General features: G+C 62.2%; 25 protein-coding genes and 1 tRNA gene. 11 read left to right on the top strand and 15 right to left on the bottom strand.

All coding sequences use genetic code 11. The annotated features are described in order from the left end of the window. Nucleotides 1-62 precede the first annotated feature (62 nt). A complete protein-coding gene (ilvA, locus tag NGR_RS18695) occupies nucleotides 63-1,310 on the bottom strand; it encodes a threonine ammonia-lyase (protein ID WP_012708031.1) in 1,248 nt (415 codons plus the stop codon). A 216-nt stretch (nucleotides 1,311-1,526) separates the two neighbouring features. Between ilvA and NGR_RS18690 the strand changes: the two genes are divergently transcribed. Continuing rightward, on the top strand, nucleotides 1,527-2,117 hold the full coding sequence (locus NGR_RS18690) for a hypothetical protein (protein ID WP_164924317.1): 591 nt from the start codon (nucleotides 1,527-1,529) through the stop codon (nucleotides 2,115-2,117). A 95-nt stretch (nucleotides 2,118-2,212) separates the two neighbouring features. On the opposite strand, the gene NGR_RS18685 is transcribed toward NGR_RS18690, so the two are convergent. The 3 genes from NGR_RS18685 to NGR_RS18675 form a co-directional block, all read right to left on the bottom strand. Further along, nucleotides 2,213-2,980 carry a DUF1828 domain-containing protein gene (locus tag NGR_RS18685; protein ID WP_012708029.1) on the bottom strand — a complete coding sequence of 256 codons (768 nt, stop codon included), beginning with the start codon at nucleotides 2,978-2,980 and terminating at the stop codon, nucleotides 2,213-2,215. Beyond that, nucleotides 2,977-3,423, bottom strand: coding sequence for a DUF6978 family protein (locus NGR_RS18680; protein WP_012708028.1), 447 nt, complete (start codon nucleotides 3,421-3,423; stop codon nucleotides 2,977-2,979). The genes NGR_RS18685 and NGR_RS18680 overlap by 4 nt, the downstream gene beginning before the upstream one ends. Before the next feature lie 148 nt (nucleotides 3,424-3,571). Beyond that, nucleotides 3,572-3,657 (bottom strand) — tRNA-Leu (locus tag NGR_RS18675). A 216-nt stretch (nucleotides 3,658-3,873) separates the two neighbouring features. Between NGR_RS18675 and NGR_RS18670 the strand changes: the two genes are divergently transcribed. Both NGR_RS18670 and NGR_RS18665 read left to right on the top strand, forming a co-directional pair. Then, nucleotides 3,874-4,113 carry a hypothetical protein gene (locus NGR_RS18670; RefSeq protein ID WP_165447168.1) on the top strand — a complete coding sequence of 80 codons (240 nt, stop codon included), beginning with the start codon at nucleotides 3,874-3,876 and terminating at the stop codon, nucleotides 4,111-4,113. Beyond that, complete coding sequence (locus tag NGR_RS18665; protein WP_164924315.1) at nucleotides 4,110-4,307, top strand: hypothetical protein; 198 nt, start codon at nucleotides 4,110-4,112, stop codon at nucleotides 4,305-4,307. Before NGR_RS18670 ends, NGR_RS18665 begins: the two co-directional genes overlap by 4 nt. Nucleotides 4,308-4,444: 137 nt before the next feature. Here the strand turns inward: NGR_RS18665 and NGR_RS18660 are convergent, their stop codons facing one another. The 4 genes from NGR_RS18660 to wrbA all read right to left on the bottom strand — a co-directional run bounded on the left by NGR_RS18660 (nucleotide 4,445) and on the right by wrbA (nucleotide 7,524). Continuing rightward, on the bottom strand, nucleotides 4,445-4,663 hold the full coding sequence (locus NGR_RS18660; protein ID WP_012708026.1) for a hypothetical protein: 219 nt from the start codon (nucleotides 4,661-4,663) through the stop codon (nucleotides 4,445-4,447). Between the two features lie 92 nt (nucleotides 4,664-4,755). Beyond that, complete coding sequence (locus tag NGR_RS18655; RefSeq protein ID WP_018239726.1) at nucleotides 4,756-4,998, bottom strand: DUF2188 domain-containing protein; 243 nt, start codon at nucleotides 4,996-4,998, stop codon at nucleotides 4,756-4,758. 434 nt (nucleotides 4,999-5,432) lie between these two features. After that, a complete protein-coding gene (locus tag NGR_RS18650; RefSeq protein WP_012707505.1) occupies nucleotides 5,433-6,767 on the bottom strand; it encodes an ISNCY-like element ISRsp17 family transposase in 1,335 nt (444 codons plus the stop codon). A 157-nt stretch (nucleotides 6,768-6,924) separates the two neighbouring features. Then, nucleotides 6,925-7,524, bottom strand: coding sequence for an NAD(P)H:quinone oxidoreductase type IV (wrbA, locus tag NGR_RS18645; RefSeq protein ID WP_012708024.1), 600 nt, complete (start codon nucleotides 7,522-7,524; stop codon nucleotides 6,925-6,927). A gap of 164 nt (nucleotides 7,525-7,688) precedes the next feature. On the opposite strand from wrbA, the gene NGR_RS18640 reads away from it, so the two are divergent. Continuing rightward, the gene (locus NGR_RS18640) at nucleotides 7,689-8,444 is read left to right on the top strand and encodes a competence/damage-inducible protein A (protein WP_012708023.1); all 756 of its coding nucleotides are present in this window, start codon (nucleotides 7,689-7,691) and stop codon (nucleotides 8,442-8,444) included. A gap of 141 nt (nucleotides 8,445-8,585) precedes the next feature. Beyond that, nucleotides 8,586-9,083 carry a xanthine phosphoribosyltransferase gene (gene gpt, locus NGR_RS18635; RefSeq protein WP_012708022.1) on the top strand — a complete coding sequence of 166 codons (498 nt, stop codon included), beginning with the start codon at nucleotides 8,586-8,588 and terminating at the stop codon, nucleotides 9,081-9,083. A 16-nt stretch (nucleotides 9,084-9,099) separates the two neighbouring features. On the opposite strand, the gene NGR_RS18630 is transcribed toward gpt, so the two are convergent. Next, the gene (locus tag NGR_RS18630) at nucleotides 9,100-10,575 is read right to left on the bottom strand and encodes a bifunctional ADP-dependent NAD(P)H-hydrate dehydratase/NAD(P)H-hydrate epimerase (protein WP_012708021.1); all 1,476 of its coding nucleotides are present in this window, start codon (nucleotides 10,573-10,575) and stop codon (nucleotides 9,100-9,102) included. A gap of 347 nt (nucleotides 10,576-10,922) precedes the next feature. Here NGR_RS18630 and NGR_RS18625 point away from each other — a divergent pair, with 347 nt between their 5' ends. The 3 genes from NGR_RS18625 to hspQ all read left to right on the top strand — a co-directional run bounded on the left by NGR_RS18625 (nucleotide 10,923) and on the right by hspQ (nucleotide 13,265). Next, the gene (locus NGR_RS18625; RefSeq protein WP_003528058.1) at nucleotides 10,923-11,261 is read left to right on the top strand and encodes a P-II family nitrogen regulator; all 339 of its coding nucleotides are present in this window, start codon (nucleotides 10,923-10,925) and stop codon (nucleotides 11,259-11,261) included. A gap of 93 nt (nucleotides 11,262-11,354) precedes the next feature. Next, nucleotides 11,355-12,764, top strand: coding sequence for a type I glutamate--ammonia ligase (glnA, locus tag NGR_RS18620; protein WP_012708020.1), 1,410 nt, complete (start codon nucleotides 11,355-11,357; stop codon nucleotides 12,762-12,764). Nucleotides 12,765-12,935: 171 nt separating this feature from the next. Further along, nucleotides 12,936-13,265 (top strand): heat shock protein HspQ, encoded by a 330-nt coding sequence (hspQ, locus tag NGR_RS18615; protein ID WP_012708019.1) that lies wholly within the window; start codon nucleotides 12,936-12,938, stop codon nucleotides 13,263-13,265. A gap of 157 nt (nucleotides 13,266-13,422) precedes the next feature. On the opposite strand, the gene NGR_RS18610 is transcribed toward hspQ, so the two are convergent. Continuing rightward, a complete protein-coding gene (locus NGR_RS18610) occupies nucleotides 13,423-14,046 on the bottom strand; it encodes an invasion associated locus B family protein (protein WP_012708018.1) in 624 nt (207 codons plus the stop codon). A gap of 330 nt (nucleotides 14,047-14,376) precedes the next feature. On the opposite strand from NGR_RS18610, the gene NGR_RS18605 reads away from it, so the two are divergent. Continuing rightward, entirely contained in the window at nucleotides 14,377-16,191 is a 1,815-nt protein-coding gene (locus tag NGR_RS18605) for an extracellular solute-binding protein (protein ID WP_012708017.1), read from the top strand. Nucleotides 16,192-16,384: 193 nt separating this feature from the next. Then, nucleotides 16,385-17,050, top strand: a complete 666-nt coding sequence (locus tag NGR_RS18600; RefSeq protein ID WP_012708016.1) for a DsbA family oxidoreductase — start codon at nucleotides 16,385-16,387, stop codon at nucleotides 17,048-17,050. A 49-nt stretch (nucleotides 17,051-17,099) separates the two neighbouring features. Here the strand turns inward: NGR_RS18600 and mfd are convergent, their stop codons facing one another. Together mfd and NGR_RS18590 are read right to left on the bottom strand one after the other, a co-directional pair. Beyond that, entirely contained in the window at nucleotides 17,100-20,612 is a 3,513-nt protein-coding gene (gene mfd / locus NGR_RS18595; protein ID WP_012708015.1) for a transcription-repair coupling factor, read from the bottom strand. 8 nt (nucleotides 20,613-20,620) lie between these two features. Further along, nucleotides 20,621-20,926 (bottom strand): succinate dehydrogenase assembly factor 2, encoded by a 306-nt coding sequence (locus NGR_RS18590; RefSeq protein WP_164924314.1) that lies wholly within the window; start codon nucleotides 20,924-20,926, stop codon nucleotides 20,621-20,623. A gap of 117 nt (nucleotides 20,927-21,043) precedes the next feature. On the opposite strand from NGR_RS18590, the gene recG reads away from it, so the two are divergent. Continuing rightward, nucleotides 21,044-23,149, top strand: coding sequence for an ATP-dependent DNA helicase RecG (gene recG, locus NGR_RS18585; RefSeq protein WP_164924618.1), 2,106 nt, complete (start codon nucleotides 21,044-21,046; stop codon nucleotides 23,147-23,149). 21 nt (nucleotides 23,150-23,170) lie between these two features. Here recG and NGR_RS18580 read toward each other — a convergent pair whose 3' ends face one another. Genes NGR_RS18580 through glmS form a run of 3 tightly spaced genes read right to left on the bottom strand, consistent with a single transcriptional unit; the run spans nucleotide 23,171 to nucleotide 26,207 of the window. After that, nucleotides 23,171-23,866 carry a DUF502 domain-containing protein gene (locus tag NGR_RS18580; protein WP_012708013.1) on the bottom strand — a complete coding sequence of 232 codons (696 nt, stop codon included), beginning with the start codon at nucleotides 23,864-23,866 and terminating at the stop codon, nucleotides 23,171-23,173. Nucleotides 23,867-23,883: 17 nt separating this feature from the next. After that, a complete protein-coding gene (locus NGR_RS18575) occupies nucleotides 23,884-24,384 on the bottom strand; it encodes a GNAT family N-acetyltransferase (protein WP_164924313.1) in 501 nt (166 codons plus the stop codon). Continuing rightward, nucleotides 24,381-26,207, bottom strand: coding sequence for a glutamine--fructose-6-phosphate transaminase (isomerizing) (glmS, locus tag NGR_RS18570; RefSeq protein ID WP_012708011.1), 1,827 nt, complete (start codon nucleotides 26,205-26,207; stop codon nucleotides 24,381-24,383). Before glmS ends, NGR_RS18575 begins: the two co-directional genes overlap by 4 nt. Nucleotides 26,208-26,313: the final 106 nt, after the last annotated feature.

Raw genomic sequence — 26,313 nt, 5'->3', positions numbered from 1 at the left:
GTGGTGGCAGCCTCTGTCAAAGCCAAAGTTGGCCGAACTGCGTAGGCAGACATCAGCGGCCGTCAGATAACCAGATTGGCGAGAATCTCGTTCTCGGTAATGTCCTGATACCTGAGCCCCGCAGCGTCGAAGCGCTGCTTCAGCAGCGGGAAGTTTTCCGCATGCTTGGTCTCGATGCCGATCAGCACGGAACCGAAGTTGCGCGCCGATTTCTTGAGATATTCGAACCGGGCGATGTCATCCTCGTCGCCCAGCAGATTGAGGAAATCGCGCAGGGCGCCCGGTCGCTGCGCCATGCGCAGGATGAAGTATTTCTTCAGGCCCGCGTGGCGCATGGCCCGTTCCTTCACGTCGGGGAGGCGCTCGAAGTCGAAATTGCCGCCGGAAACGACGGCAACCACCGTCTTGCCTTCCAGCCCCTCGCGACCGAGCACTTCCAGCGCTGTGATGGACAACGCACCGGCCGGCTCGAGAACCACACCCTCGACGTTCAGCATTTCGGTGATCGTCAGGCAGATCGCGTTTTCGGCGAGAAGCATCACCTGTCCCGGCTCGAAGCCGCTGAGCGCCGCGAAATTGAGATCGCCGATCCGGCCCACCGCCGCGCCGTCGACGAAATTGTCGACCTGCTCAAGCGTCACGACGCTGCCCGCCTCGAGGCTACGCCTCAGGCTCGGCGCGCCCTCCGGCTCGCAAAAGATGAAACGGTCGGCCGTCAGGGCATCGCCGAAATAGCCGGTCACCCCGGCCGCCAGTCCGCCGCCGCCGACGGGCAGCACGACGAGGTCGGGGACCGCACCTTCCGGCAATTGCTCGACGATTTCCGCCGCGACGGTCGCCTGCCCCTCGATGATATCGGCATGATCGAATGGCGGCACCATGATGCCGGCGATCGCCTCGACATGGTCGCGCGCGGCCTGGTAGCACTGGTCGAAGATATCGCCGACGAGGCGGATCGTAATGTACTCGCCGCCGAAGATGCGGGTCTTGTCGATCTTCTGCTGCGGCGTCGTCACCGGCATGAAGACGATACCCGGAACGCCAAAGTGCCGGCAGACGAAGGCAAAGCCCTGCGCATGGTTTCCGGCCGAGGCGCAGACGAAGCTCTTGCCCGAAGCACCGGCCGCAAGCGCCTTGCGGGAGAAGTTGAAGGCGCCGCGGATCTTGTAGGAGCGCACCGGCGAGAGATCCTCGCGCTTCAGATAGACCGTGGCGCCGTAGCGCGCGCTCAGATGGTCGTTGAGCTGCAGCGGCGTCGCCGGAAAAATCTCGCGCATGGCCGCGGCCGCCTGTTCAACATCCTGCTTCATCTGATGCCATCATCCGTTCGTTTTTGATCGCTGTCGCTATCGCACATTGTCGGGATTGAAACCATCGATTTGACAGGCTGGGTTTTCCAGTGCTCCGCAACGTTCGGGAAAGGTCGCTCTACGCCGATCTGCTGCGGTTTCCGCAGTCCCCTTCGTCTTGACTTGCGGATGCCAAATGCCGACAGTTTTCGGCAGTCGGGATGCTGGGGACCTGCGATGGCGAACTACCTGCCCATGCTTGCGATGCTGGCACTGAGTGCTCCGGCCCTTGCCGTTTCAGAAGCTGCGGCCGGCCCGCTTTCGGACGCTGCGGCGAAGGCGGAAAAACAGGCAGACTCCGGCGATGCAGCTGGCGCGCGAGAAACGCTGCGCCAGGCGGTCAGCGCCTTCGCACAGACCCTTCCCTTCACGATCGGCAAGGCGGTTTTCGTCACGGCCGAACCGGCCGGCTACGCCATGTACGAACCGAAGCAGGATTCCGTCTTCAAGTCGGGCGAAACGCTCGTCTCCTATGTCGAGCCGGTTGGACTCACCTGGAAGGACGCAAGCACCAAGGGCAAGCTCGAGACGCGCTTCACCGTCGATCTCGACATCGTCAGCCCCAAGGGCGATGTGCTGGCGACCCGCAAGGCCTTCGGCGACTTCACCTTCACCGGCTACCTGCGCAACCAGGAGATTTATGCCACGCTCACCGTCGACGTTTCCGGAGCGCCCGCCGGCGACTATGTGCTGCGCTTCCGCTTTAACGACATCAACAGCGGCAAGAGCGCCAGCGTCGACCAGCCGTTCAAGATTGCGGGGCAGTAGACGGAGGCCCGGTCGTCAGATAACGAGCATGGTCCGGACAAGAGAGACGGAGAGTTGATTTTACAAGCATATTCCCCCAGCAGACTGGACTTGGGTCAAGCAGCCAGAGCTTCTAGGAAGTCGTCGCGCTCGGACCAACGAACAGACGTAATATCGTAAGCACCTAGAGCATCGAGCGCACCGCTTGACAGTTGTCGCTGATCATTAATGAAAGTATATAGCTTTGCGCCTTCGGGGCGAGCTGCCCGAGTATCAGACCATGCGAATATTGCCGCTTCGACTCTGTCGCGAGACGGGTTTGCGATGGTTTTTAGTAGTCGCTCTGGCGCGTTTCTGGACTTTGGAATGACCGCTTCAAACACATGGTCAAAGCCAGTTTGGCCCGAAAACTTCGCTCGCGGAGTGTAGCGAATGTCGTTTTCGTCTAGCCACCCGTAAACGTCTTCAACAAAAAGATTGTGGACCTGAGATTGAGCCAACATGAACATATCGCTGACCGCAAGGATCGCCTGCAACAGCGAGTGCTTCTTGAAGGCAAATTCAGCATCGGTCGTCATCACTTCCAAAGTACGACCGGCGCGATGAATGCCGAAGCCATTCAATGTTGTGGCGAGAAGGGCTTTGCGCTTGGGGCTACTGTCAATATCACAACCAGAGTCGGCTAGATCGTTGATCGTGTAGCCGTCATCTGTAAGTACAATCTGATCTCCCTTTCTACGGGCGTAGAGCTGAATCATATCGTTGTGATGGTCAACGAAAGGAGTGGTGATTTCGTGCCACCCTTGGGTGAGTTCACGAACCTGGGTCTTATCAGAAAGCCAGTTGCGGTAACCTTCGACTAGTTCCGGTATGGACTTGGTCATGCGAGCAAATCCGATGTGATTTGAGGTGGCGATACGACCTTAAAATAAGCCAGGAAATCTTGGCATACAGTCTTCAGATTGGCGAGGTCAGAGAAAATTCCGTCAGGTAGTGGGTAGGCCCACTTGTCGCCGTAACCCTCCCGATAAAGATGAAGGTGAGGACAATCGATTTCCTCGCCATCAGGGTTTCTGTGAGGAGAGCCATTCAAATCAAGCCGTGCCAAGATCAGGTTGCCTCTGGCGCGCCCGTTGAAGGTGCACTTGTAGAGCGCGATGCTCCTGCGGTTGATGTCAACATGAAAATTCTCTTTTTCATCGGCGGCGAGAAGCGGTATCGACAGCCGCTCGCCTTTTGCCGGGAAGCGATACGTAGCACCGGCCTCCGCATGCTTCTCCATCGCCATCAACGCATCTGCCTCAGACTGAGATAAATGTTCAGCCATACCCTAACCTTCGTGGTCACTCTCTTGCCCACTGCTGGTTGTATCCTCAATGTATGAACTGAACGTCAATTAAGCCTATTGAACAGGCTGCTACACAGCCCGATGTTCGAAGGACCTTCTCTGCGACCGCAGGGTCTTCCTTAATCCTTGGTGCGGACGACGGGGATCGAACCCGTACAGCCTAAGGCCGAGGGATTTTAAGTCCCTTGCGTCTACCAGTTTCGCCACGTCCGCATGCAATGCTTGCAATACTTTGCGACGGAACCGATTGGAAGGGCTGCGATCGCATTTTTTGCTCTACACGTCAGCGCGCGCCGAATGCGGTTCCTGCGGCAAGCCTCGCGCATAATTCGTCCAAACCCCTGATTCGGCAGGGGTTTAATCCTTGCGGGTTGCTGGCAATGTATCGACCTCAAGACTGTCCTGGCATCGATGGCAGAGGGTATCGGCGTGCGTCCATTGCGAGCGTCCAGCAGCACAGCTTTGTTGCCGGAAGACCTCGACGCGCTTCAGCGCGTCTACGACCGGCTGTGCGACGAGTATCGGTGGCCGCGCAGGAGTGCCCAGGCGCAGCGATATGGCCGGATGCTGATCGAAGAGTATCAGGCCGGCACCAGGGACGAACACCTGCTTCTGGCGGCGGGACGCTCTTTCGTCGACCGCTCCCTCGCCGTGAGGAGGCCAGCATGACCCAGCAGGCTCTGGTGGACGGCGATGATCTCGCCGAGAAGCGCCGCCTCATCGACGCGATGAAGAATGACTTCGCCAGCGCCATCGAGGCGCGCCAGGCCGAACTGCGCGCCCGCGACGCGCCGGGGCAGCGAACGGGATGGATAGGCATGCTTGTGCGAAAACCGCGCCGAGACACCATCTTCCCGATGTGAGGGCGCGTGATGCCAACTGCATGCTTCCCCTACATCGCTCCTGAGAAGGCACGCGGCGTCGTGGACGCCGACATCCGCCTGATGTGCGAATGCAGGGGCCTGCGTCATTCACGGAAACAGCGCCGTGCGCGGCCGCCTCAGTGATAGAAGAAATAATCGCAATCGGCCTTCTGGGCGTCTTCGCCGCGCCAGACCCGGACTGCCAATTTTGACGATTCGCCTTTGTCTTCGAGCCGTAACCCGAGCAGCGACACGGCGGCCGCCTTCGGGTTGGGGGCATCGACTTCGATGACCGATCCGACCTGGTGAACGCCCTCCCGAGCGGTCCAGGTGAAGATCTGAACGCTGTAGTGCATAGATATCCTCCGTCGCGCTGTTGCTCGCGTCCGTGGACGGCCTGGATCAGGGGCGAAACATCGGTCCGCAGGCAAAGGCCCCTATGACACTTTCAGCCATCCTCGACCGTTGCTTCAGGTCGATCTCCTCCATCGGCGTGTTCGAAATGCCAGTTTCCCTGCTCATCCTGGAAGCTGATTTCCTCATCGTCGCCGCCGACCTGCTGTTCCGCCGCCGCTGCTTTTGCGGCCGCCAGCGCCATCTCGCGACTGGGAAAGGACTCTGAATACGCGTCGGCTGCCTTGTAGGCCCAGCCTCCGTCGTGTTGAACGATCGAATAGATGATCCGCGCCATTCTTCACTCCCGTGGATTTCCAGGGACAATCCTGCCCCCGGTTGGGCCGTTGCCGCACGGCCGCTTTGCTCCTCCTTGCCTGTGGCGTGTCCACGCTGGACGGCGCGATGTTAACACAAATTGGCTAGAGTTGTGCCATTTTTGAAGGATGCTCCGCGGCCGCCAGCCCCGGCGTCAATTGCTGAGCGATTTCAATGAAAAACGCGGCACCCGAGCGGGGGCCGCGTTCGCATGGAACTAGCTAGTGCCCATCCATAAACGCCTGTTTTTCTGCGGTTTTGCAAGGTTGTTTGCCGGCTGACATCGTTTCTTGGGACGCGTGATGGCACAAGGCGGCGCAGGTTATGGCCCGAAGAGCGATCTGGCGGCAATGGGTCATGGGGTATCGGCCGACGCTCGCCGGCCTTGCTCTGAACGCCACCGGATCAGGAGCGTCAGGTCGGCCTGAGGCGGGCGAAGAGGGCGAGATTGTAAGCGACCACCGAGGACCAGACATAAGCCTTGAAGTGGTCGAGCCCACGCCAGGTGCAGCGCCCCAAGCCATAAGCGCGTTTCAGGCAAGAGATGCCGGCCTCGATGCCGGCGCGGAAGTTGCGCAGCTTGCGATAGACCCAGCGGCTGCTGACCATGTCTTCGATGCTGAGGCCGCGCTTCTTGTGGAAGGCCATGTCGCGGATGCCGCGGGCTTTGGCTCCGCTCAGGTTTTCGCGGCTGGCATAGCCGCCGTCGGCCGCCGCCTGACGCGGCGGCTCGCCGTAAAAGGCGATGTGGCGTTCCAGCATCGGCAGCAAGCGCTCGCTGTCGGTCGGATTGCCGGCTTCGATGACGAGGTCGAGGATCAGTCCGCTTCTGCCGGTGGTCAGATTGAGTTTGTGGCCGTAGTCGACGTCGCGGCTGCCCTTGACGATGATGTCGGCATGCGGCTCGAACAGGCTCACCAGCTTCTCGCCGGCAGGGACCGGCTCCCCGACCAGGACCCGCTGTTCGGTCTGGGCGATGATCCGCTCGATCAGCGGCCGGTAATGGCGGAGTTGGGCCTGCCACAGTGCGCCGGCCGGGCCCGCCGTCAGCGGCACCTGTTCACTGGCCTGCTGCAGATAACTCAAAGTCGTGTGCGTGATCTTGAGCAGTTCGCGATAGTGCCTGATTCGTTTGGGGCGGCCGCGGGTATATTCGATCGCCCGAGCCCGCTTCTTTGCCGCGCGGCGATGGTCGTGCCATGGGATGGCGCTACCCAGCGCCTCGGCCTGCTGCAACAGCCGCACCGTCACCCGGACAGCGTCCCATAACAGGCTGCTGTCGCTCGGTTCATGTATCGGTGCGGCGGTGACGGTGCTGTCCACGCGCACGACCTTGCCACTTTCCAGCTTCTCCTGCCGGGCGCTCGCCAGCAGCACCCCGTTGATCTCTTCAAAGGTTTGCGCCCGGATCGCGCTGATCGTCTTGTGCAAGACCGACTTCTTCGGGTTCCAGCCCCACGGCAGCCGGGCAAACGCCCGGAACGAGGCGGAGTCTTCGAGATGGAAGGCCAGTTCCTGGTAACTCAACTGGCGATGCTGCTTGAGCAGCGCGCAGCGCAGCACAGCCTCGGCTGGTAGCCCCTCGCGGCCGGTCTGTCTGAGACCATGCCGGCGCAGGTCCCCCGCCACCAGCCCGAGCAACTCGCCATGCTCATCCAGCCATTCCGACATCGCCTTCAGTTCACGACCGATCTCGTGTTCGGCGAAAAGATCAAATATGCTGGCTTGGACGGTGCGTTCTTGGCGCATTGTCGGCTCCGGCGGTTACGGGTTTGTCTTTAGAATCAGTAGCTTGATCTAAAGTATACCTGAAACCGCCGGGCTTTGCCCGCGCAGATATCGCGATTCACCCAATAATTTCAGCAGTTTACCGTTTGTGGACGGGCACTAGCTAGTTCGATTTGGATCAGTCGGCGAGCTTGGCGGCGATCCGCGCGACATGCGCGCCCTGGAAGCGGGCCGCGTCGAGCTCGATTTCGGACGGCTGGCGCGAGCCGTCGCCACCGGTGATGGTCGATGCGCCATAGGGCGAGCCGCCCTTGATCTCGTCAATGCCCATTTGCCCCTGGAAGGCGTAAGGCAGGCCGACGACGACCATGCCATGATGCAGCATTGTGGGGATAAGGCCGAGGATGGTCGATTCCTGGCCGCCATGCTGGGTTGCCGAAGAGGTGAAGGCCGACCCGACCTTGCCGACCAATTTGCCCTTCGCCCAGAGGCTGCCGGTCTGGTCGATGAAATTGCGCAACTGCGAGGCAACCGTGCCGTAGCGCGTGCCGGCGCCGAAGATGATCGCATCGTAGTCGCCCAGTTCCTCAACCGTCGCGACCGGTGCCGGCTGGTCGATCTTGTAGTGGGAAGCCTTGGCGACCTCTTCCGACACGAGTTCCGGGACGCGCTTTACCGACACCTCGGCGCCGGCCGACTCGGCCCCCTCCGCAACCGCGTAGGCCATCTTTTCGATATGGCCGTACGCCGAGTAATAAAGAACCAAAACCTTGGCCAAAGAAAATCTCCTTCGATGTCCGGCAATTCCGCTTGATCGCCGCGGCCGGCAAGATTTATCAAATCGCATGCTGTTGCCAGAACGGGACCGGTCGACAGACTGTTCAGTCTTTTTCAACAGTAAGCAGATCGTGTTGAACGATCCGAACCATTCCGGAGCGCAAAATGACCAGGCCCAGTGTTGTCACCGCTGCCATGCTCGCCATCGGCGACGAGCTTCTCTCCGGCCGGACCAAGGATAAGAACATCGGCCACCTTGCCGACATGCTGACGATGGTCGGTATCGATCTGCGCGAGGTTCGGATCGTCGCCGACGACGAGGAAGCGATCGTCGAGGCCGTCAATGCGCTGCGCGGCCGCTACGACCATGTCTTCACCTCCGGCGGCATCGGCCCGACGCACGACGACATCACCGCCGACGCGATGTCGAAGGCGTTCGGCGTCGCGTGCGTCCACGATCCCAAGGCGATGCATTTGCTGGGCGCGATGTATGAGCGGCGCGGCATGGAGTTTACCGAGGCCCGCAAGCGGATGGCGCGGATGCCGGTCGGGGCCGACCACATCGCCAACCCGGTGTCGACCGCCCCCGGCTTCAGGATGGGCAATGTCTACGTCATGGCCGGGGTACCGCAGGTGTTCCAGGCGATGCTCGACGGCCTGCTGCCCAGCCTTGAGACCGGAACTCCGGTCCTGTCGCGAACGGTGCGCTCGCCCTTCGGCGAAGGGGATATCGGCACGCCCCTGACCGAGGTGCAAAAACACCATCCCGAAACGAACATCGGGTCCTATCCGAAATTCGACGGCAAGACCTTCTCGACCGATATCGTCATCCGCGGCCGCGACGAAGCGGAGCTTGCTGCCGCCGAAGCCGATGTCATCGCCATGATCGAAGCGATCTCGCGCTCCCGCCAGGGCGGCTAGGCGCGGTCCACATCCCGGTCAGATGCCGGCATTTGCAAGCTCTTGCGCTGCGGGCTTCCTTGCCGCTATTGCATTCGCCAACGCGGGAGCGCCGCACGAACGCTTCCCAACCCTACACGAGCATCTATCGGAGCGCGTCACATGTCTCTTCCCGAAAAAGCCTTTCCCGTATCCTGGGACCAGTTCCACCGCGACGCGCGGGCGCTTGCCTGGCGGCTCGCTGACAACGGGCAGGAATGGCGCGCCATGGTCTGCATCACCCGTGGCGGCCTGGTGCCGGCGGCGATCATCAGCCGGGAACTCAATATCCGCATGATCGAGACCGTCTGCATCGCCTCCTATCACGACTACGATACGCAGGGGCAGATGAAGGTGCTCAAGGGCATCGCGCCGGAGATCGCCAAGGACGGTGGCGAAGGCGTGCTGATCGTCGACGACCTCACCGACACCGGCAAGACGGCCGCCGAAGTCCGCGCCATGCTGCCCAAGGCGCATTTCGCGGCCGTCTACGCCAAGCCGAAGGGCCGCCCGCTGGTCGACACGTTCGTGACCGAAGTGAGTCAGGATACCTGGATTTATTTCCCCTGGGACATGGGCTTTACCTATCAGGAACCGATCGCCAAGGGGACGCGCGGCTGACACCGCAGCCGCCGCTTCAGGTGAGCGGCGGAATGCTTTGGGCAAGCGTTTCGGCCGTCGCAGAACGGCCGGCGCGGTTCCCCGCCTCGCCGTGCCGCCAGACCGCGGCGGCGGCCGCTTCGAAGGCTGGAAAGCCCTGCGCGAGATGCGCTCCGATGATCCCGGCCAACACGTCGCCCGACCCCGCAGTGGCAAGCCAGGGCGGCGCATTCACATTGACGACGGCGCGGCCCGAAGGCGCCGCCACGACGGTGTCGGGTCCCTTGTAGACGATAACCGCATGGCTGAGGCTCGCCGCGGCCTGTGCCTTTTCGATCTTGGAAAGCGAAGCATCCGCGGCGACCTCCGGAAAGAGACGCGCAAACTCACCTTCGTGCGGCGTCATGACGACCTGGCCGCCACTTGCTGCGATCTTTTCAAACAGTTCCTCCCTTGCCTGCTGAAAGGAACTCATCCCGTCGGCATCGAGAACCAGGGCTCGGTCGCAAAGCATCAGGGCGAAGTCCCTCGCCTTCTTGCCGACGCCGAATCCCGGGCCAAGCACGAAGGCAATGACTCGCTTGTCCTGCAGCCATTCGCCGAGATCGGCGGCACTGCCGATTTCCTTGAGCATGATGGCCGTCAGGTGCGAAGCGTTGACGGCCATTGCCTCCGGCGGGGAGCCGAGCGTGACGAGCCCTGCCCCGCCGACCAGACCGACCGCTGCCGACAACCGCGCCGCACCCGTGGACGCCGGCCCTCCCGAAAGGACGGCAAGGTGACCGCGCTTGTATTTATGCGTGCCCGCTTCGAGACCACCGGCATATTGTTTCCAGATGGCCGGCCCGTTGATCCGCAGGTCGCTTGCCCGCGCCGCCACCAACCGAGCCGGGATGCCGATATCGAAGACCTCGAGCGCGCCGCTCAGCGCACGTCCCGGCATCAGCACATGCCCGGACTTCGGCGCTATGAAAGTGACCGTATGCGCGGCGGTGAAGCTTGCGCCGCGCACCTCCCCGGTGCGGCCGTCGATGCCGGAAGGCAGATCGACCGCCAGTACCGGTATCCGGCTCGCGTCCACCCTTCTGACGACGTCTTGCGCTGAATTCGGCAAATCGCGCGCCAGCCCTGCCCCGAACAGCGCGTCGACGACGACATCACCCGATTTAGGCTCGTACGTTCCGATATCCACGACCGCAAGCCGGCAGGCGCTGCGGGCCTTGGCCCCGTCACCCCGGAGCTTGCTGGGGTCCCCCAGCGAGAACAACGCAACCTGCGCGCCGCTTTCCGCCAAGGCTTCCGCGGCGATATAGCCATCTCCGCCATTGTTGCCCGGGCCGCAGAGGACGACGAAGCGCGAAGCGGTCGGAAACAGCCGGAGGGCGGCGGCCGACACCGCCATCCCCGCCGAGCGCATCAACGAGAAGCTGTCGATGCCGGAATCGGCTGCGTCCTTGTCGATCGCCGCCATCTCGTTCGGCGTTACCAGCATATCTTGAAGCGCATCGTGCATGGCACTGATCTAAGCGCGCTCCAGCCTGACAGACAAGAGGCGCATCCGGACAATGCCATATGATGACTTATTATGCATTTGCCTATTATTGGTGCTCAAATAACAGGCTTCGCGCATGAAACCGTGGCGATCGCCTGGGGAAAGTGCGTTCTGGCTGATGAATCCTCATAAAAAATAGGCAGAGTAGCAGTGCTGATCGGAAGGTGGTGCCGGACGGGCTCGACGTGATCGGGTGAAATTTCCCACTCGTCACATCATCCCCCTATAAAATTGGCACGCTACATGCATACTGGAACGCGAGCGGGTAAGACCCGGCTTTACAGGGAGAAGCGGAGAGAAATTTTCTCATGAAAAAGATCGAAGCGATCATTAAGCCCTTCAAGCTCGACGAAGTGAAGGAAGCCCTTCAGGAAGTCGGCCTGCAGGGTATTACCGTCACGGAAGCCAAGGGCTTCGGGCGGCAGAAGGGACACACGGAGCTCTACCGGGGCGCCGAATACGTCGTCGATTTCCTGCCGAAGGTGAAGGTGGAAGTCGTGCTGGCGGACGAGAATGCGGAAGCCGTCATCGAGGCCATCCGCAATGCCGCCCAAACCGGCCGCATCGGCGATGGAAAGATTTTCGTGTCCAATGTGGAGGAAGTGATCCGAATCCGCACCGGCGAAACCGGCCTCGACGCCATTTGATTGACTGACCCGTCCGATACCCCCCATCCGATCCTGGGGACCGCCCGGCCCCGATTTTCCAACTGCGTCATCTCACACAGGGAATTGCAAACAATGACGACTGCCAGTGAAATTCTGAAGCAGATCAAGGACAACGACATCAAGTTTGTCGACCTGCGCTTTACCGATCCGAAGGGCAAGCTGCAGCACGTGACGATGGACATCGCCGTGGTCGACGAGGACATGTTCGCCGACGGCGTGATGTTCGACGGTTCTTCGATCGCCGGCTGGAAGGCCATCAACGAGTCCGACATGGTGCTGATGCCCGATCCGGAAACGGCCCATATGGACCCGTTCTTCGCACAGTCCACCATGGTCATCGTCTGCGATATTCTCGATCCGGTTTCCGGCGAAGCCTACAATCGCGATCCGCGCGGCACGGCGAAGAAGGCCGAGGCCTACCTCAAGGCGTCGGGCATCGGCGACACCGTCTTCGTCGGCCCCGAGGCCGAATTCTTCGTGTTCGACGACGTCAAGTACAAGGCCGACCCGTACAACACCGGCTTCAAGCTCGACAGCTCCGAACTGCCCTCGAACGACGACACGGACTACGAGACCGGCAACCTCGGTCACCGTCCGCGCATCAAGGGCGGATACTTCCCTGTTCCGCCGGTCGACAGCTGCCAGGACATGCGCTCCGAAATGCTGACGGTGCTTGCCGAAATGGGCGTCACGGTCGAAAAGCACCACCACGAGGTGGCTGCCGCCCAGCACGAGCTCGGCGTCAAGTTCGACGCGCTCGTCCGCAACGCCGACAAGATGCAGATCTACAAATACGTCGTGCACCAGGTTGCCAATGCCTACGGCAAGACCGCGACCTTCATGCCGAAGCCGGTTTTCGGCGACAACGGTTCGGGCATGCACGTTCATCTGTCGATCTGGAAGGACGGCAAGCCGACCTTCGCTGGTGACGAATATGCCGGGTTGTCCGAAACCTGCCTCTACTTCATCGGCGGCATCATCAAGCACGCCAAGGCGCTGAATGCCTTCACCAACCCGTCGACGAACTCCTACAAGCGTCTCGTCCCGGGCTACGAGGCGCCGGTTCTGCTCGCCTATTCGGCCCGCAACCGCTCGGCCTCCTGCCGTATTCCGTTCGGCAGCAACCCGAAGGCAAAGCGCGTCGAAGTCCGCTTCCCGGATCCGACCGCCAACCCCTACCTCGCCTTCGCCGCGATGCTGATGGCCGGCCTCGACGGCATCAAGAACAAGCTGCATCCCGGCAAGGCAATGGACAAGGACCTCTACGACCTGCCGCCGAAGGAACTGAAGAAGATCCCGACGGTTTGCGGCAGCCTGCGCGAAGCCCTCGAAAGCCTCGACAAGGACCGCAAGTTCCTGACCGCCGGCGGCGTCTTCGACGACGACCAGATCGACTCGTTCATCGAACTCAAGATGCAGGAAGTCATGCGCTTCGAGATGACCCCGCATCCGGTCGAGTACGACATGTACTACTCCGCCTGATGGCGGGGTCGATGCGGCTGGTCCAATCGGGATGAGAGTGAAAGGCGGGTTTCGATGGAAGCCCGCCTTTTCTCAAATGCGACAGCAGGGGTGCTTAGTCGGGAGGTTTGCGCGCCTATTGATGTTCCACATGCGACAACCCAGATATGGTCTGAAAGGATGTGTTGCGTCATGAAACAGAGAAACGCGAAATTCGAGATCGGGCAGATCGTTCGCCATCGGTTCTTTCCGTTTCGAGGCGTCATCTTCGACGTCGATCCGGAATATGCGAACACCGAGGAATGGTGGAACTCGATTCCCCAGGAGATCAGGCCGAGCAAGGACCAGCCCTTCTATCATCTGTTCGCCGAGAACGACGAAAGCGAATATGTCGCCTATGTCTCGGAACAGAACCTCGTGTCGGACGAAAGCGACCAGCCGATCCGCCACACCCAGGTCGATGTCCTGTTCGAAAAGGCGGATGCGGGGCATTACCGGCCGAGGGCCGACTATCGCCATTAGGCGATCGAGGTTCCGACTGAACCGAAGTCAGACGGAAAATTGAATGCGCAAGGTGCGGATGGGAAACCGTTCGCACCTTTTCTTATCCGCCGCGGGCTCCCCAACGAGAAACGCCCGGCTGATCACCGGGCGCTCTTCAATCTTGGAAGCGAAGCGATTACTGCTGCTTCGCAGCCTTCTGTGCCTCTTCCAGCTTCTTGCGGGCGTCTTCCGCCTTCTTCTGCATTTCTTCCTGCAGCAGGCGCTGACGCTCTTCGAGCTGCGACTGTTCGATCGGCTCGCCGTCGAATACACCCGTGAAGCCTTCCAGCGTCATCTTGATCGGGTTGGGGGCGCGCTGGAAATTGACCGACGTGAAGATGACTTCATTGCCCTTCTTCAGGTTGGCGATGAGCGCGTCGGAGAGCGGCGCCTCGGCAACGCACTTGTCCGGCATGCAGATGGCGTAGTCGAGCTTGACGCCCTTGGCGCCGTCGATCTGCATCTGGACGCCCGGCGGGATCATGCGCGCGGAGGGGACGGAAACCTGCAGGACCTTGCGGTTGACCTTGCCGGAGACGGTGATGAGGCCGACGGCGGTGATGAGCTGACCATTGTTGGCGGTGAGCAGGTTCTGGACGATGCAAACGTCGTTGTCTTCCTGCTTCGTGCAAACCTTGAACCAACCCTGCGGGGGCTTGCCCTGCTGTGCAGATGCGATGCCCGGCGCGCCGGCTGCCGCTACGGAGAGCGCCAGCGCTGCCATTCCCGCCCGTTTGGTGAAGTTCGACTTGAAGATCATTGTAATTCCGTCTCCTGAAAACCGGCCACGGAACAGCCGTTCCGCTGGTGAGTATCGTCAGCCGCCGTTGTCCTGTTGGCCAAATGAGGCTTTTGAATGGCCCCGATTCCGGAAACACCTGTTACATTGGCTTGTGCCGTTTATCCAGTGTTTCCTTGCATTTTTTAGCTCGACGACGCCGGAAATCGGCTGCGAGGCGCGCAAGGCATCGCAAGGCTGCGATGATCACGGCGGCTCCGCACAGCGGTCTCCCCGCTGCCTTGTTGGAAATATCCCTGCGCATTGGTAACGTGCCGGGAATCGGACCGTCCAATCCTACGGGAGGTGAAGTTGCGCGCAGTTCTATCCGGCCTGGTCATGCTTCTGGCGACCAGCCTATTGGCCAATGAAGCCGCCGCCGCACCCTTGCACGCCATCTCCATGCATGGCGAGCCGGCCCTACCGGCCGATTTCAAACACTTCCCCTACGTCAATCCGGACGTCAAGAAGGGCGGCAAGGTCTCCTATGGCGTGGTCGGCACCTTCGACAGCCTCAATCCCTTCATCCTGAAGAGCATGCGCACGACCGCACGGGGAATGTGGGATCCGGGGTTCGGAAACCTGGTCTACGAATCGCTGATGCAGCGCTCCCAGGACGAACCTTTCACCATGTACGGGCTGCTCGCGGAATCGGTCGAGTGGGACGACGATCGCACCTTCATCCAGTTCAATCTCAATCCCAAGGCGCGCTGGGCCGACGGCCAGCCGGTGACTGTCGAGGACGTGATCTTCACATTCGAACTGCTGCGCGACAAGGGACGCGCACCTTTCAGCAATCGGTTGTCGAAGGTCGCCAAGATGGAGAAGGTCGGCGACCGCAGCGTTCGTTTCACCTTGAAGGAGGATGCCGACCGCGAATTCCCGCTATTGCTGGCGCTTTCGCCGGTGATGCCGAAGCACGCCATCAATGTCGAGGCGTTCGACCGGACGACGCTCGAGCCGCCGCTCGGTTCCGGCCCCTACCGCGTCGCTGAAGTGAGACCGGGCGAGCGGATCATCTATCGCCGCAATCCCGACTATTGGGGCAAGGAACTGCCGTCGAAGATCGGCGTCGACAACTACGACGAGATTTCGGTCGAATATTTCCTCCAGGAGAACACGCTTTTCGAAGCCTTCAAGAAGGGCGAGGTCGACCTCTATCCGGAAGGCAGCGCCACCAAATGGGCTCGCGGCTACGATTTTCCCGCCGTTCGCACCGGCGACGTGATCAAGGAGAGCTTCAAGCAGAAAACGCCCTCCGGCATGCTGGGCTTCGTCTTCAACACCCGCAGGCCGATGTTCAACAACGTCAAGCTCCGGCAGGGCCTCGCCCTCGTCTTCGATTTCGAATGGGTCAACAAGAACCTGTTCGACGGCGCCTATACCCGCACCCAGAGCTACTGGCAGAACTCGTCGCTCTCCTTCCTGGGCGCCGCGGCCGACGACCGTGAACTCGGTCTGCTGGGAGACGTCAGGGAGAAGATCAACCCGGCCATCCTCGACGGGACCTATCGGCTGCCGGTCACGGACGGCTCCGGCCGCGACCGCAACGTATTGCGGGAAGCGGTGACGCTGCTTCGCGAGGCCGGCTATTCGATCAAGGACGGCAAGATGGTCGACGCCAAGGGCACGCCGCTCGCCTTCGAGATCATGAGCCAGAATGCCGGCCAGGAGAAGATCGCGCTGGCCTACCAGCGCTTCCTCGCGCCGCTCGGCATCGTCGCAACGGTTCGCACCGTCGACGATTCCCAATACCAGCTGCGCAGCCAATCCTTCGACTACGACGTGATCATCAAGTCCTATCCATCGTCGCTATCGCCGGGCGCCGAGCAGATATCCTATTGGGGGTCCGTTTCGCGTGATCGCCAAGGCAGCTCCAACTTCGCCGGCGTTGCCGACAAGGACGTCGACAAGCTGATCAACAACATCCTACAGGCGCGCACGCCCGAGGACTTCACCGCCGCCGTACGCGCCCATGATCGGCTGCTGGTCAGCAACGCCTATGTCGTGCCGCTTTATCACCTCGACGAACAATGGATCGCCCGCTGGAAGCATATCGGCCGCCCCTCGGCCGTGCCGCTCTACGGCTATCAACTGCCGACCTGGTGGGACGAGCGGGTGCAGTAAGCGGGGTATCCTGGTTCCTTTTTGGTAACGCATTGAAACAAGCGGCCGGTCGGCCTATGTGGCTGCTACAGCGCCGTGCGTCTTATCAGACGTGCAAAGGTCGCTGTAGAACTTTGAATTGCTGCATGTTTTTGTCCTTAAATCGACGGCGATTCAAGGAGACATGCAGTAGGGAAACAGAAAGGCCGCCACCATGGAAACCGTCAATATCGATATCGTCTCGGACGTCGTCTGCCCGTGGTGTTATCTCGGCAAGAACCGGCTCGACCAGGCGATCGCCAATGTCGCAGGCGAGGTCGATGTCGCCATCCAGTGGCGCCCCTATCAGCTCAATCCCGATCTGCCGCCGGAAGGCGTCGATCACAAACGCCACCTTGCCGCAAAGCTCGGCGGGCAGGATGCCGTCGACCGCGCGCATCAGATGCTCGAGGATCTCGGCAGAGAGGCCGGCATTGCCTTCAATTTCGATGCCGTCGAAATCAGCCCGAACACGCTCGACGCGCATCGCCTCATCCGCTGGGCGGCTACCAGCGGCACGGCTGCTCAGGCCGAGACCGTACGGCTGCTCTTCAAGGCGAATTTCGAGGAAGGGAGGAACGTGGGCGATCACGCCGTTCTGCTCGACATTGCCGAACAGGCGGGCCTGGACCGGCCGGTCATTGCCGCGCTTTTTTCCTCGGATGCCGACAAGGACGCCGTCAGGCAGGAAATCGACATGGCCCGGGAAATCGGCGTAACCGGCGTTCCCTGCTTCATCATCGAAGAGCAATATGCGGTGATGGGGGCGCAATCGGTCGAAGTGCTGACCAATGCGCTGCGCGAAATCGCACAGATGAAGGCGGGCCGCCCGGCCCACTGATCCGATCAATTGATTTGAGGAACGGCGCCGATACCCCCGGCGCCGTTTTTCACGCCGCCTTGGCGAGCGTTGCAAGCTGGGTCATCACCATGGCCGCGCCGGAGAGACGCTTGTCCGGCGTGGCGAGTTCGCGCTGGAAGAAGATGCTCTGGTCCGGCCTTATCTTGGCGAGCGTCCCCTGCTTGGCGATATGGCCGACAAGGGCGGCAGGGTTCGGAAACTCTCTGTTGCGGAACTGGACGACGACCCCCTTCGGTCCAGCATCGAGCTTCTCGACATTGGCCGTGCGGCACAGCGCCTTGATATAGACGATCTTCAACAGATGCTGCACCTCGATCGGAAGCGGCCCGAAGCGGTCGATCAGTTCGGCGCCGAAGCCGTCGATCTCCTTGAGATCGGTCAGTTCGCCGAGGCGACGATAGAGGCCGAGCCGCAGATTGAGGTCGGGCACATAGTGTTCCGGAATCATCACCGGCGTGCCGACCGATATCTGCGGCGACCAGCCGGTATCGTGGATTTCCTCTTCGCCCTTCAGCTCGGCTACCGCTTCTTCCAGCATCTGCTGGTAAAGTTCGAAGCCGACCTCCTTGATGTGGCCGGATTGCTCCCCGCCGAGCAGGTTGCCGGCGCCGCGGATGTCGAGGTCGTGGCTGGCGAGCTGGAAGCCGGCGCCAAGCGTGTCAAGCGACTGCAGCACCTTGAGGCGTCGCTCCGCCGGGCCGGTCAGCGTCTTGTTGACCGGCAGCGTGAAGAGCGCGAAGGCGCGCACCTTGGAGCGTCCGACCCGGCCGCGAAGCTGATAGAGCTGGGCGAGGCCGAACATGTCGGCGCGATGCACGACCAAGGTGTTGGCGGTCGGCACGTCGAGCCCCGACTCGACGATCGTCGTCGACAGAAGCACGTCGTAGCGGCCTTCGTAGAAGGCATTCATGATGTCTTCGAGTTCGGTTGCCGGCATCTGGCCATGCGCTACGGCAACCTTAAGCTCCGGCACGTCGGATTTCAGGAAATCGTGGATCTCGGAAAGATCGCTCAGTCGCGGGCAGACATAGAAGCTCTGGCCGCCGCGATAATGCTCGCGCATCAGCGTCTCTCGGATCACCAATGCGTCGAAAGGCGAGATGAAGGTGCGCACCGCCATGCGGTCGACCGGCGGCGTGGTGATCAGCGACAATTCGCGAACGCCGGTGAGCGCCAGCTGCAGGGTGCGCGGAATGGGCGTCGCCGAGAGCGTCAGAACATGGACGTCGGTCTTCAGTTCCTTCAGGCGCTCCTTGTGCTTGACGCCGAAATGCTGCTCCTCGTCGATGATCAGCAGGCCGAGATTGGCGAACTTGATCGAGGAACCGAGAAGCGCATGGGTGCCGACGACGATGTCCGTCTTGCCGTCCGCCACTTCCTTCTTCGTCAGCGCCAGATCCTTCGAGCCCACGAGGCGGGAGGCTTGCTGGATGCGGATCGGCAGCCCGCGGAAACGATCCGAAAACGTCTTGAAATGCTGCCGCGCCAACAAGGTCGTCGGCACGACGACGGCAACCTGGACGCCGTTCATCGCCGCTATGAAGGCGGCACGCAACGCCACCTCGGTCTTGCCGAAACCGACGTCGCCGCAAACGAGGCGATCCATCGGCCTGCCGCCACCGAGATCGTCGCGGACCGCCTCGATCGAGTTCAACTGATCCTCGGTCTCCTCATAGGGGAAACGCGCGGCGAACTCGTCATAGACGCCGTCCTGCGCGACCAGGGCCGGCGCGTGCCGGGTATGACGCTCGGCAGCGATGCGAATGAGGCCGCCCGCCATGTCGAGCAGCCGTTTCTTGAGCTTCGCCTTGCGCGCCTGCCAGGCGACGCCGCCGAGCTTGTCGAGGATCGCATCGGTGCCCTCGGACCCGTAGCGCGACAGAAGCTCGATGTTTTCCACCGGCAGGAACAGCTTCGCATCCTCGGCATAGACGAGTTCCAGGCAGTCATGCGGCGCGCCGGCGGCCTCGATCGTGCGCAGGCCGACGAAGCGGCCGATGCCGTGCTCGGCATGCACGACGTAGCTGCCCTCGTCGAGCCCGGTCACCTCGGCAATGAAATCGGCGCCGCGCTTACGGCGCTTCGAACGGCGCACCATCCGATCGCCGAGGATGTCCTGCTCGCCGATGACCACGAGGTCGCCGGTCTCGAAGCCGGATTCGAGGCTCAAGACCGCGGACGCCGCCTCGCCCGGCTTCAGCGAGCGCAGATCGGCGAGAGCCTTCACCGGGCGGATATTGGCGAGGCCGTGCTCGGCGAGCACCTGGAGCAGGCGGTCGAGCGAACCCTCCGTCCAGCCGGAAATGACGACCTTGGCGCCCTTCGCCCGTCTCTCGGCGATGTGCTTCACGGCCTGGTCGAAGACATTGGCGCGAGCGCCGTCACCTTCCTCGGTCTCCCCCGCGGTCTTTGCCCAGCGCACCCCCTGCCGAGCCTCTACGGTCATCACCTGGCGCGCTTCGCCCTCATGTTCGGAGAACGGCGACAGACGGACGGCATGGCGCTCGGTCAGGCCGGCGCTGAAACCCTGCGCACTCAGATAAAGCAGTTCCGGCGGCACCGGCTTGTAGGGCGTGCCCTGGGATATCTGCGACTTGCTAGGAGACGCGGAGGCATGGCGCGCCTCATAATAGTCGAGAATGAGCTTCGAGCGCTCCGCCGCCGCTTCGCGCGCCAGATGATCGGTGACGATGCGGAAGCCTTCGAGATAATCGAAGATCGTTTCCAGTCGATCGTAGAAGAGCGGCAGCCAATGCTCCATGCCGGCGTAGCGACGGCCCTCGGAGACCGCCTGATAGAGCGCGTCGTCGCGCGTCGCCGCGCCGAAGAGCGAAAGATACTGCTTGCGGAAATGACTGATCGTCTCCGGCGTCAGCGACACTTCGCTCATCGGGTTGAGATCGAGCGAGCGCACCTGCCCGGTCGTGCGCTGGCTCGCCGGATCGAAGGAGCGGATCGTCTCCAGCGTATCGCCGAAGAAATCCAGCCTGAGCGGCTCGCCGCTGCCCGGCACATAGACATCGAGGATGCCGCCGCGCACCGCAAACTCGCCGACCTCCCGCACGGTCGGCACCCGCTCGAACCCGTTTCGCTCCAGCTGTGCGGCAAGATCGTCCATGCGAACCTGATTGCCCGGCCGCGCCGAGAAGGCAAGGCTCTCAATCACGTCCTGAGGCGAGATCTTCTGCAGGGCCGCATTGACGGTTACCAGTACGATCGCCGGGTGCGGCTTGTGGCGGTGCGCGATCAAGGCGCTGAGCGCCGCAAGCCTTCGCGCCGATGTATCGGCACTCGGTGAAACGCGGTCATAGGGCAGACAGTCCCAACCCGGCAAGGTCAGGACCGGGATGTCGGGCGCCACGAAACCGAGCACCTGCTCGAGATCGGCGATCCGCTGGCCGTCGGACAGAAAATAGGCGACCGGCGCGCCGGCGCGCGCCAGATCGGCGAGGATCAGCGCTTCGGCGCCGGAGGGGACGGGGCCGATCGTCACTTCCCGGGCGGAAGCAAAAATCTTCTTCGAATCAAGACCAGGGATCATCGCCGAACTCATTCCGCCTCTTGCTGAACGGGGTCGAAATCCGGGCGGTAGGCGGCTATGCGCGCAAACAGCGCCGTCGCATAGCGCCCTGGCAGCGGCTTTTCGCCGGTGATCCAGCGAACGAGGTCGTTGTCTTCCTCGCGCATGATCGTTTCCAGCTCATCCAGTTCCCTATCGGAAAGGGTGGCGAGCTCCGCCTCGGCGAATTGCCCGAGAATCAGGTCCATCTCACGAATGCCGCGATGCCAGGCGCGGAAGAGTATCCGGCGCCGGCGCGGATCAAGATCGGCGCTCGTGCGCGAAATGCCGGTCATGGAACGTCCTTCCTGCCACCCGCCGCCATGGCGGATCGTGTTCTCGGGCTCTATAAACGCTGGAAAGCGGCTTGTCAGCCTTGCCAATGCCGGATTTCTTGTCGCAATTTCATGACCATGCGCCCTGCCCTGCTCGATCCGCTGTTTGCTCCCCTCGATAGCCTGCCCGGCATCGGCCCCAGGACCGGCGAGCTATACGCCCGCCTGCTCGGACGCGAGTCGATCGACGACTGCCGCGTGATCGATCTGGTGTTTCACGCGCCCCATTCGCTGATCGACCGACGCCAGCAGCCCGGCATCGCCAACGCGCCGCAGGGCTCGATCGTCACCATCACCGGCCGTGTCGACCGGCACCAGCCGTCACCACGCGGCCGACCGAATGTGCCCTACCGCGTCTTCCTGCACGACGACACCGGCGAGTTGGCGCTGACCTTCTTCCGGGTCAAGGGAAACTGGCTGGAAAAGGCGCTGCCGATCGACGAGACCGTCATCGTCAGCGGCAAGGTGGACTGGTTCAACGGACGCGCCTCGATGGTGCATCCGGACTATATGGTTCGCGCGGCGGAAGCCGAAAGCCTGCCGCTCGTCGAACCGGTCTACGGCCTGACCGCGGGCCTCACACTGCGGCCGCTGCGCAAATCGATCGAGGCGGCGGTGGCGCGGGTCCCCGATCTTCCCGAATGGCTGGACCAGACGCTGCAGCGTCAGCAAGGCTTTGCGAGCGCCAGGGAGTGTTTTCATCGCCTGCACGAACCGCGCGACGAAACCGATATCGCTCCGCAGGCCCCGGCGCGCCGGCGGCTCGCCTATGACGAATTTCTCGCCGGCCAGCTTTCGCTGTCTTTGGTGCGCCAGCGCTTACGCAAGGTCGCCGGGACGCCGGTTCACGCGACAGGCAAGCTGAGTGGACCGGTCATCGCCGCCCTGCCCTTCTCGCTCACGGCCAGCCAGTCGGCCGCCGTCGGGGACATTCTTGCCGACATGTCCGGCACCGAACGCATGCTGCGTCTGTTGCAGGGCGACGTCGGCTCCGGCAAGACGGCCATAGCGTTGATGTCGATGCTTGCCGCCATCGAATCCGGCGGCCAAGCCGTGCTGATGGCGCCAACCGAGATTCTCGCAAGGCAGCACCACGCGACGCTTCAGAAGATGGCGGCGCCGGCAGGCGTCACGATCGACGTATTGACCGGCAGGACTAAGGGTAAGGAGCGCGACGCAATCCTCGAGCGCATCGCCTCAGGCGAGACGCAGATGGTCATCGGCACTCACGCCCTCTTCCAGGATGCGGTCAACTACCGGCAGCTCGTGCTTGCCGTCGTCGACGAACAGCATCGCTTCGGCGTCCACCAGCGTCTGCGGCTCACCGCCAAGGGCATTTCCCCGCACATGCTGGTCATGACGGCGACGCCGATCCCGCGCACCCTGGTGCTGGCCGCCTTCGGCGACATGGACGTCTCGAAGCTGACGGAAAAACCGGCCGGGCGAAAGCCGATCCAGACCGTCACCGTTCCGACCGAGCGTACCGACGAAATCGTCGACCGGCTCGATGCAGCTCTCAGTCAGGGCAAGAAGGCCTACTGGATCTGCCCGCTGGTCGAGGAATCCGAAGAAACCGACACGATGTCGGCCGACGAGCGCTACCAGCGCCTGGTGCAGCGTTTCGGCCAGGACGTCGGACTCGTTCATGGCCGCATGCCAGGGCCGGAAAAGGACGCAGTGATGCTCGCCTTCAAGAACGGCGAAATTCGCGTGCTGGTGGCGACGACGGTGGTGGAGGTTGGCGTCGATGTTCCCGATGCGACGATCATGGTGATCGAGCATGCCGAGCGCTTCGGGCTCGCGCAGCTGCACCAGTTGCGCGGCCGCGTCGGGCGCGGCGACGAGGCCTCGACCTGCATCCTGCTATACAAGGGACCGCTGAGCGAGGCCGGCCGGGCGCGCCTTTCGATCCTGCGCGAGACCGAGGACGGCTTCGTGATCGCCGAAGAGGACCTGAAACTGCGCGGCGAAGGCGAACTGCTCGGCACGCGGCAATCCGGCACGCCCGGATTTCGCATCGCCAGTCTCGAGGCGCATGCGGATCTTCTGGAGATCGCCCGCAAAGACGCCGCCTATCTCATCGAGCGCGATCCGGACTTGACGACGGAGCGCGGCCAAGCCCTGAGGACCTTGCTCTATCTTCACCGGCGAGACGAAGCGATTCGTTTCCTGCGGGCCGGCTAGACTGCGGTCCGGTAGCGTGCGTCAGGCCCTTTTCTGCTGCGTGATCGTGCGCGGTGGTGCATTGGCGATCGGCTTGTGATCCGGCGTAACGAGGCCGCCGGAGATCAGCAGCTTGGCCGCATCCTCGGCGCTCATCTGCAACGGGACGATCTTGTCGCGCGGCACGAACAGCAGGAATCCGGCCGTCGGCAACGGCGTCGGCGGCAGGAACACAGCCACCATATCCATGCCGCGCTCGTCGAACTTCGCGGCGATCTCGCCCTTCGCATCGGTCGCGATGAAGACCAGCGACCAAAGCCCGGGGCTCGGATATTCGATCAGCCCGGCCTTCTTGAAGGACGAGGATTGGTCCTGCAGCACCGTCTGGAAGATCTGCTTCAGCGATTTGTAGATCGTCCGCACCAGCGGCGTCCGGTTGAGCAGCGACTCGCCGAAGTTGATGATCGATCGCCCGATGATGCTCGCCGTCAGAAAACCGACGAGCGTGATGACGACGATTGCGACGAGGAGGCCGAATCCCGGGATGGCCACCGGCGAATAGGTGTCGGGGTTATAGAAGCTCGGCAGGTAAGGCTTCACCCAGCTATCCGCCCATTCGATGAAAGAGCGAACCAGCCAGACCGTGATGGCCACGGGGGCACAGATGATCAGGCCCGTGAGAAAGTAGTTGCGCAGCCGGGCTGCGATGATGCCGCTTTTGGAAGAACCGTCCGTCATTGAAGTGCCATGGATCGTCACACCGGCCCGAAAAACGCCGGATGATAGGCGACCGTGCCGGAAACCCGCGCTTCCGACAAGGCCAGAACCATGAAATATTGCGGCGCACAACCGGGAAAGACAAGAGCCGGATCGTTGCGGAAACCGAATCTTTGGTAGAAGGCCGGATTGCCGGCCAGGACACAGCCGGCCGCACCAAGCTCGCGCAACTTTTCAAGGCCTTCCCGAACCAGTGCGCTGCCGATGCCCCGACCCTGTCTGTCCGGACCCACGGCGACGGGACCGAGCCCATACCAGCCCGCGGCAACGGGGGTTATCGTCACCGGCGAGAAGGCGATGTGGCCGATCACCTCTTCCCCCTCGACGGCGACGAGGGAGAGCGTGAGGGCTCCGGCCACGCGCAGGCGATCGATGATCAGCGGCTCGGTCTGGTCGCTGTAGGGTTGTCCCGCGAAAGCAGCCGCCGTCACGCTGTGAATCCCTGCGTGATCGCCAGCGGTTTCCGGCCGGATGATCATTCGACGGTGACCGACTTGGCCAGGTTGCGCGGCTGATCGACGTCGGTGCCCATGAAGACCGCCGTATGATAGGCGAGCAGTTGCACCGGCAGCGAGAAGATCATCGGCGCGACGATCTCGTCGACGTTCGGAAGCACGATCGTGTGCATGGTATCGAGCTTCGACGCGGCGGCGCCCTTCTCGTCGGTGATCAGGATGATCCGTCCGCCGCGGGCCGCGACTTCCTGCATGTTGGAGACGGTCTTGTCGAAGAACCGGTCATGCGGCGCAATCACGATGACCGGCATGTTCTCGTCGATGAGCGCGATCGGACCGTGTTTCAATTCGCCCGCGGCATAGCCTTCCGCGTGGATGTAGGAAATTTCCTTGAGCTTCAGGGCGCCTTCCATGGCGAGCGGAAAGCTCGTGCCACGGCCGAGGTAAAGCACGTCGCGGCACTTCGACAATTCGCGCGCCAGGAATTCGATCTTCGGCTGGATGCTGTTGAGCACCTGCCCCATCACACGCGGCATTTCGGCAAGGCTTCTCACCAGCGCCTGTTCTTCCTCTTCGCTGACGGTGCCGCGGGCCCTGCCGGCGCCGACCGCGAGCGCAGCCAGGACGGCGAGCTGGCAGGTGAACGCCTTGGTCGACGCCACGCCGATCTCAGGACCGGCAAGAATCGGGAAAACGGCGTCGGACTCACGCGCTATTGTCGATTCGCGCGTGTTGACGACGGCGCCGATCTTCAAGCCGTGTTCCTTGCAGTAACGCAGGGAAGCCAGCGTATCGGCGGTCTCGCCGGATTGCGAGATGAACAGAGCCGCCGATTGCGGCGAGAGCGGGATTTCGCGGTAGCGGAATTCGGAAGCGACATCGATTTCGACCGGCAAGCGCGCATAGCGCTCAAACCAGTATTTGCCGATCAGCCCGGCCAGATAGGCGGTGCCGCAGGCGGAGATGGCAAGGCTCGGCACCTTGGCGAAGTCGATCGCGTCCGAAACCGGCAGCACCCGATGGTCGATGAAGTTGATGTAGTGGCTGAGGGCGTGGGAGATGACCTCCGGCTGCTCGTAGATTTCCTTCTCCATGAAATGGCGATGGTTGCCTTTGTCGACCATGTAGGCCGCAGCCGTGGATACCTGGCGCGGGCGGGTGATGACCTTGCCATCCATGTCGAAGATATGGACGCCGGACTTGCCGATCACCGCCCAGTCACCGTCGACGAGATAGGTGATTTCGTTGGTGAAGGGCGCCAGCGCAATGGCGTCGGAGCCCAGGAACATCTCGCCATTGCCGTGGCCGATCGCTAGCGGCGGACCGTTGCGGGCCGCCATGATGGTCGACGGATCGTCCTGGAAGAGAACGGCAAGGGCATAGGCGCCCCGCACCCGCTTCAGCATCGCATGCATCGCCTCGCGCCGACCCATACCGTCCCGACGAAATCTCGCCAAGAGCTGCGCGACGACTTCCGTGTCGGTCTCGGTCTGGAATTCGGCCCCGGCCTCGGCCAGTTCGTCCTTCAACTCGGAAAAATTCTCGATGATGCCGTTGTGAACGACGGCGACGCCGTCGGTGAAGTGCGGATGGGCATTCCGTTCGGTCGGCGCCCCGTGGGTTGCCCAGCGCGTATGGGCGATGCCGATGCTACCGGCCAGCGGCTCCTCTTTCAGCCTCGCCTCAAGATTGACGAGCTTTCCCTCGGCGCGTCGGCGGTCCAGCGCTCCACCATCGATTGTCGCGACGCCGGCCGAATCATAGCCCCGGTACTCCAGGCGTTTCAACGCATCGACCAGCCGCTCCGAAACCGGCTGCTGCCCGACGATACCCACAATCCCGCACATGTCACTCTCCGCGTCCGTCGCACGCCGGTCCTGGCGTGCCAGCTCAAATGCAGCGACCCCGTCGCCAATGTCGCAGCCTTGGTAGCGAAATTATCACGGGAAACAA

Source organism: Sinorhizobium fredii NGR234 (assembly GCF_000018545.1).
GTDB lineage: Bacteria > Pseudomonadota > Alphaproteobacteria > Rhizobiales > Rhizobiaceae > Sinorhizobium > Sinorhizobium fredii_A.
This window is presented reverse-complemented; position numbering and strand designations above follow the sequence as displayed.

Excerpts from the sequence above, each read along its gene's own strand:
- NGR_RS18580 (WP_012708013.1), bottom strand. The coding sequence starts at position 23,866 with ATGACGGACGGTTCTTCCAAAAGCGGCATCATCGCAGCCCGGCTGCGC.
- glnA (WP_012708020.1), top strand. The coding sequence starts at position 11,355 with ATGACGACTGCCAGTGAAATTCTGAAGCAGATCAAGGACAACGACATC.
- NGR_RS18625 (WP_003528058.1), top strand. The coding sequence starts at position 10,923 with ATGAAAAAGATCGAAGCGATCATTAAGCCCTTCAAGCTCGACGAAGTG.
- NGR_RS18590 (WP_164924314.1), bottom strand. The coding sequence starts at position 20,926 with ATGACCGGCATTTCGCGCACGAGCGCCGATCTTGATCCGCGCCGGCGC.
- NGR_RS18630 (WP_012708021.1), bottom strand. The coding sequence starts at position 10,575 with ATGCACGATGCGCTTCAAGATATGCTGGTAACGCCGAACGAGATGGCG.
- NGR_RS18610 (WP_012708018.1), bottom strand. The coding sequence starts at position 14,046 with ATGATCTTCAAGTCGAACTTCACCAAACGGGCGGGAATGGCAGCGCTG.
- recG (WP_164924618.1), top strand. The coding sequence starts at position 21,044 with ATGCGCCCTGCCCTGCTCGATCCGCTGTTTGCTCCCCTCGATAGCCTG.
- hspQ (WP_012708019.1), top strand. The coding sequence starts at position 12,936 with ATGAAACAGAGAAACGCGAAATTCGAGATCGGGCAGATCGTTCGCCAT.
- gpt (WP_012708022.1), top strand. The coding sequence starts at position 8,586 with ATGTCTCTTCCCGAAAAAGCCTTTCCCGTATCCTGGGACCAGTTCCAC.
- mfd (WP_012708015.1), bottom strand. The coding sequence starts at position 20,612 with ATGATCCCTGGTCTTGATTCGAAGAAGATTTTTGCTTCCGCCCGGGAA.
- NGR_RS18600 (WP_012708016.1), top strand. The coding sequence starts at position 16,385 with ATGGAAACCGTCAATATCGATATCGTCTCGGACGTCGTCTGCCCGTGG.
- NGR_RS18680 (WP_012708028.1), bottom strand. The coding sequence starts at position 3,423 with ATGGCTGAACATTTATCTCAGTCTGAGGCAGATGCGTTGATGGCGATG.
- NGR_RS18685 (WP_012708029.1), bottom strand. The coding sequence starts at position 2,980 with ATGACCAAGTCCATACCGGAACTAGTCGAAGGTTACCGCAACTGGCTT.
- NGR_RS18690 (WP_164924317.1), top strand. The coding sequence starts at position 1,527 with ATGGCGAACTACCTGCCCATGCTTGCGATGCTGGCACTGAGTGCTCCG.
- NGR_RS18575 (WP_164924313.1), bottom strand. The coding sequence starts at position 24,384 with ATGATCATCCGGCCGGAAACCGCTGGCGATCACGCAGGGATTCACAGC.
- NGR_RS18650 (WP_012707505.1), bottom strand. The coding sequence starts at position 6,767 with ATGCGCCAAGAACGCACCGTCCAAGCCAGCATATTTGATCTTTTCGCC.
- glmS (WP_012708011.1), bottom strand. The coding sequence starts at position 26,207 with ATGTGCGGGATTGTGGGTATCGTCGGGCAGCAGCCGGTTTCGGAGCGG.
- NGR_RS18665 (WP_164924315.1), top strand. The coding sequence starts at position 4,110 with ATGACCCAGCAGGCTCTGGTGGACGGCGATGATCTCGCCGAGAAGCGC.
- NGR_RS18640 (WP_012708023.1), top strand. The coding sequence starts at position 7,689 with ATGACCAGGCCCAGTGTTGTCACCGCTGCCATGCTCGCCATCGGCGAC.
- ilvA (WP_012708031.1), bottom strand. The coding sequence starts at position 1,310 with ATGAAGCAGGATGTTGAACAGGCGGCCGCGGCCATGCGCGAGATTTTT.
- NGR_RS18655 (WP_018239726.1), bottom strand. The coding sequence starts at position 4,998 with ATGGCGCGGATCATCTATTCGATCGTTCAACACGACGGAGGCTGGGCC.
- NGR_RS18660 (WP_012708026.1), bottom strand. The coding sequence starts at position 4,663 with ATGCACTACAGCGTTCAGATCTTCACCTGGACCGCTCGGGAGGGCGTT.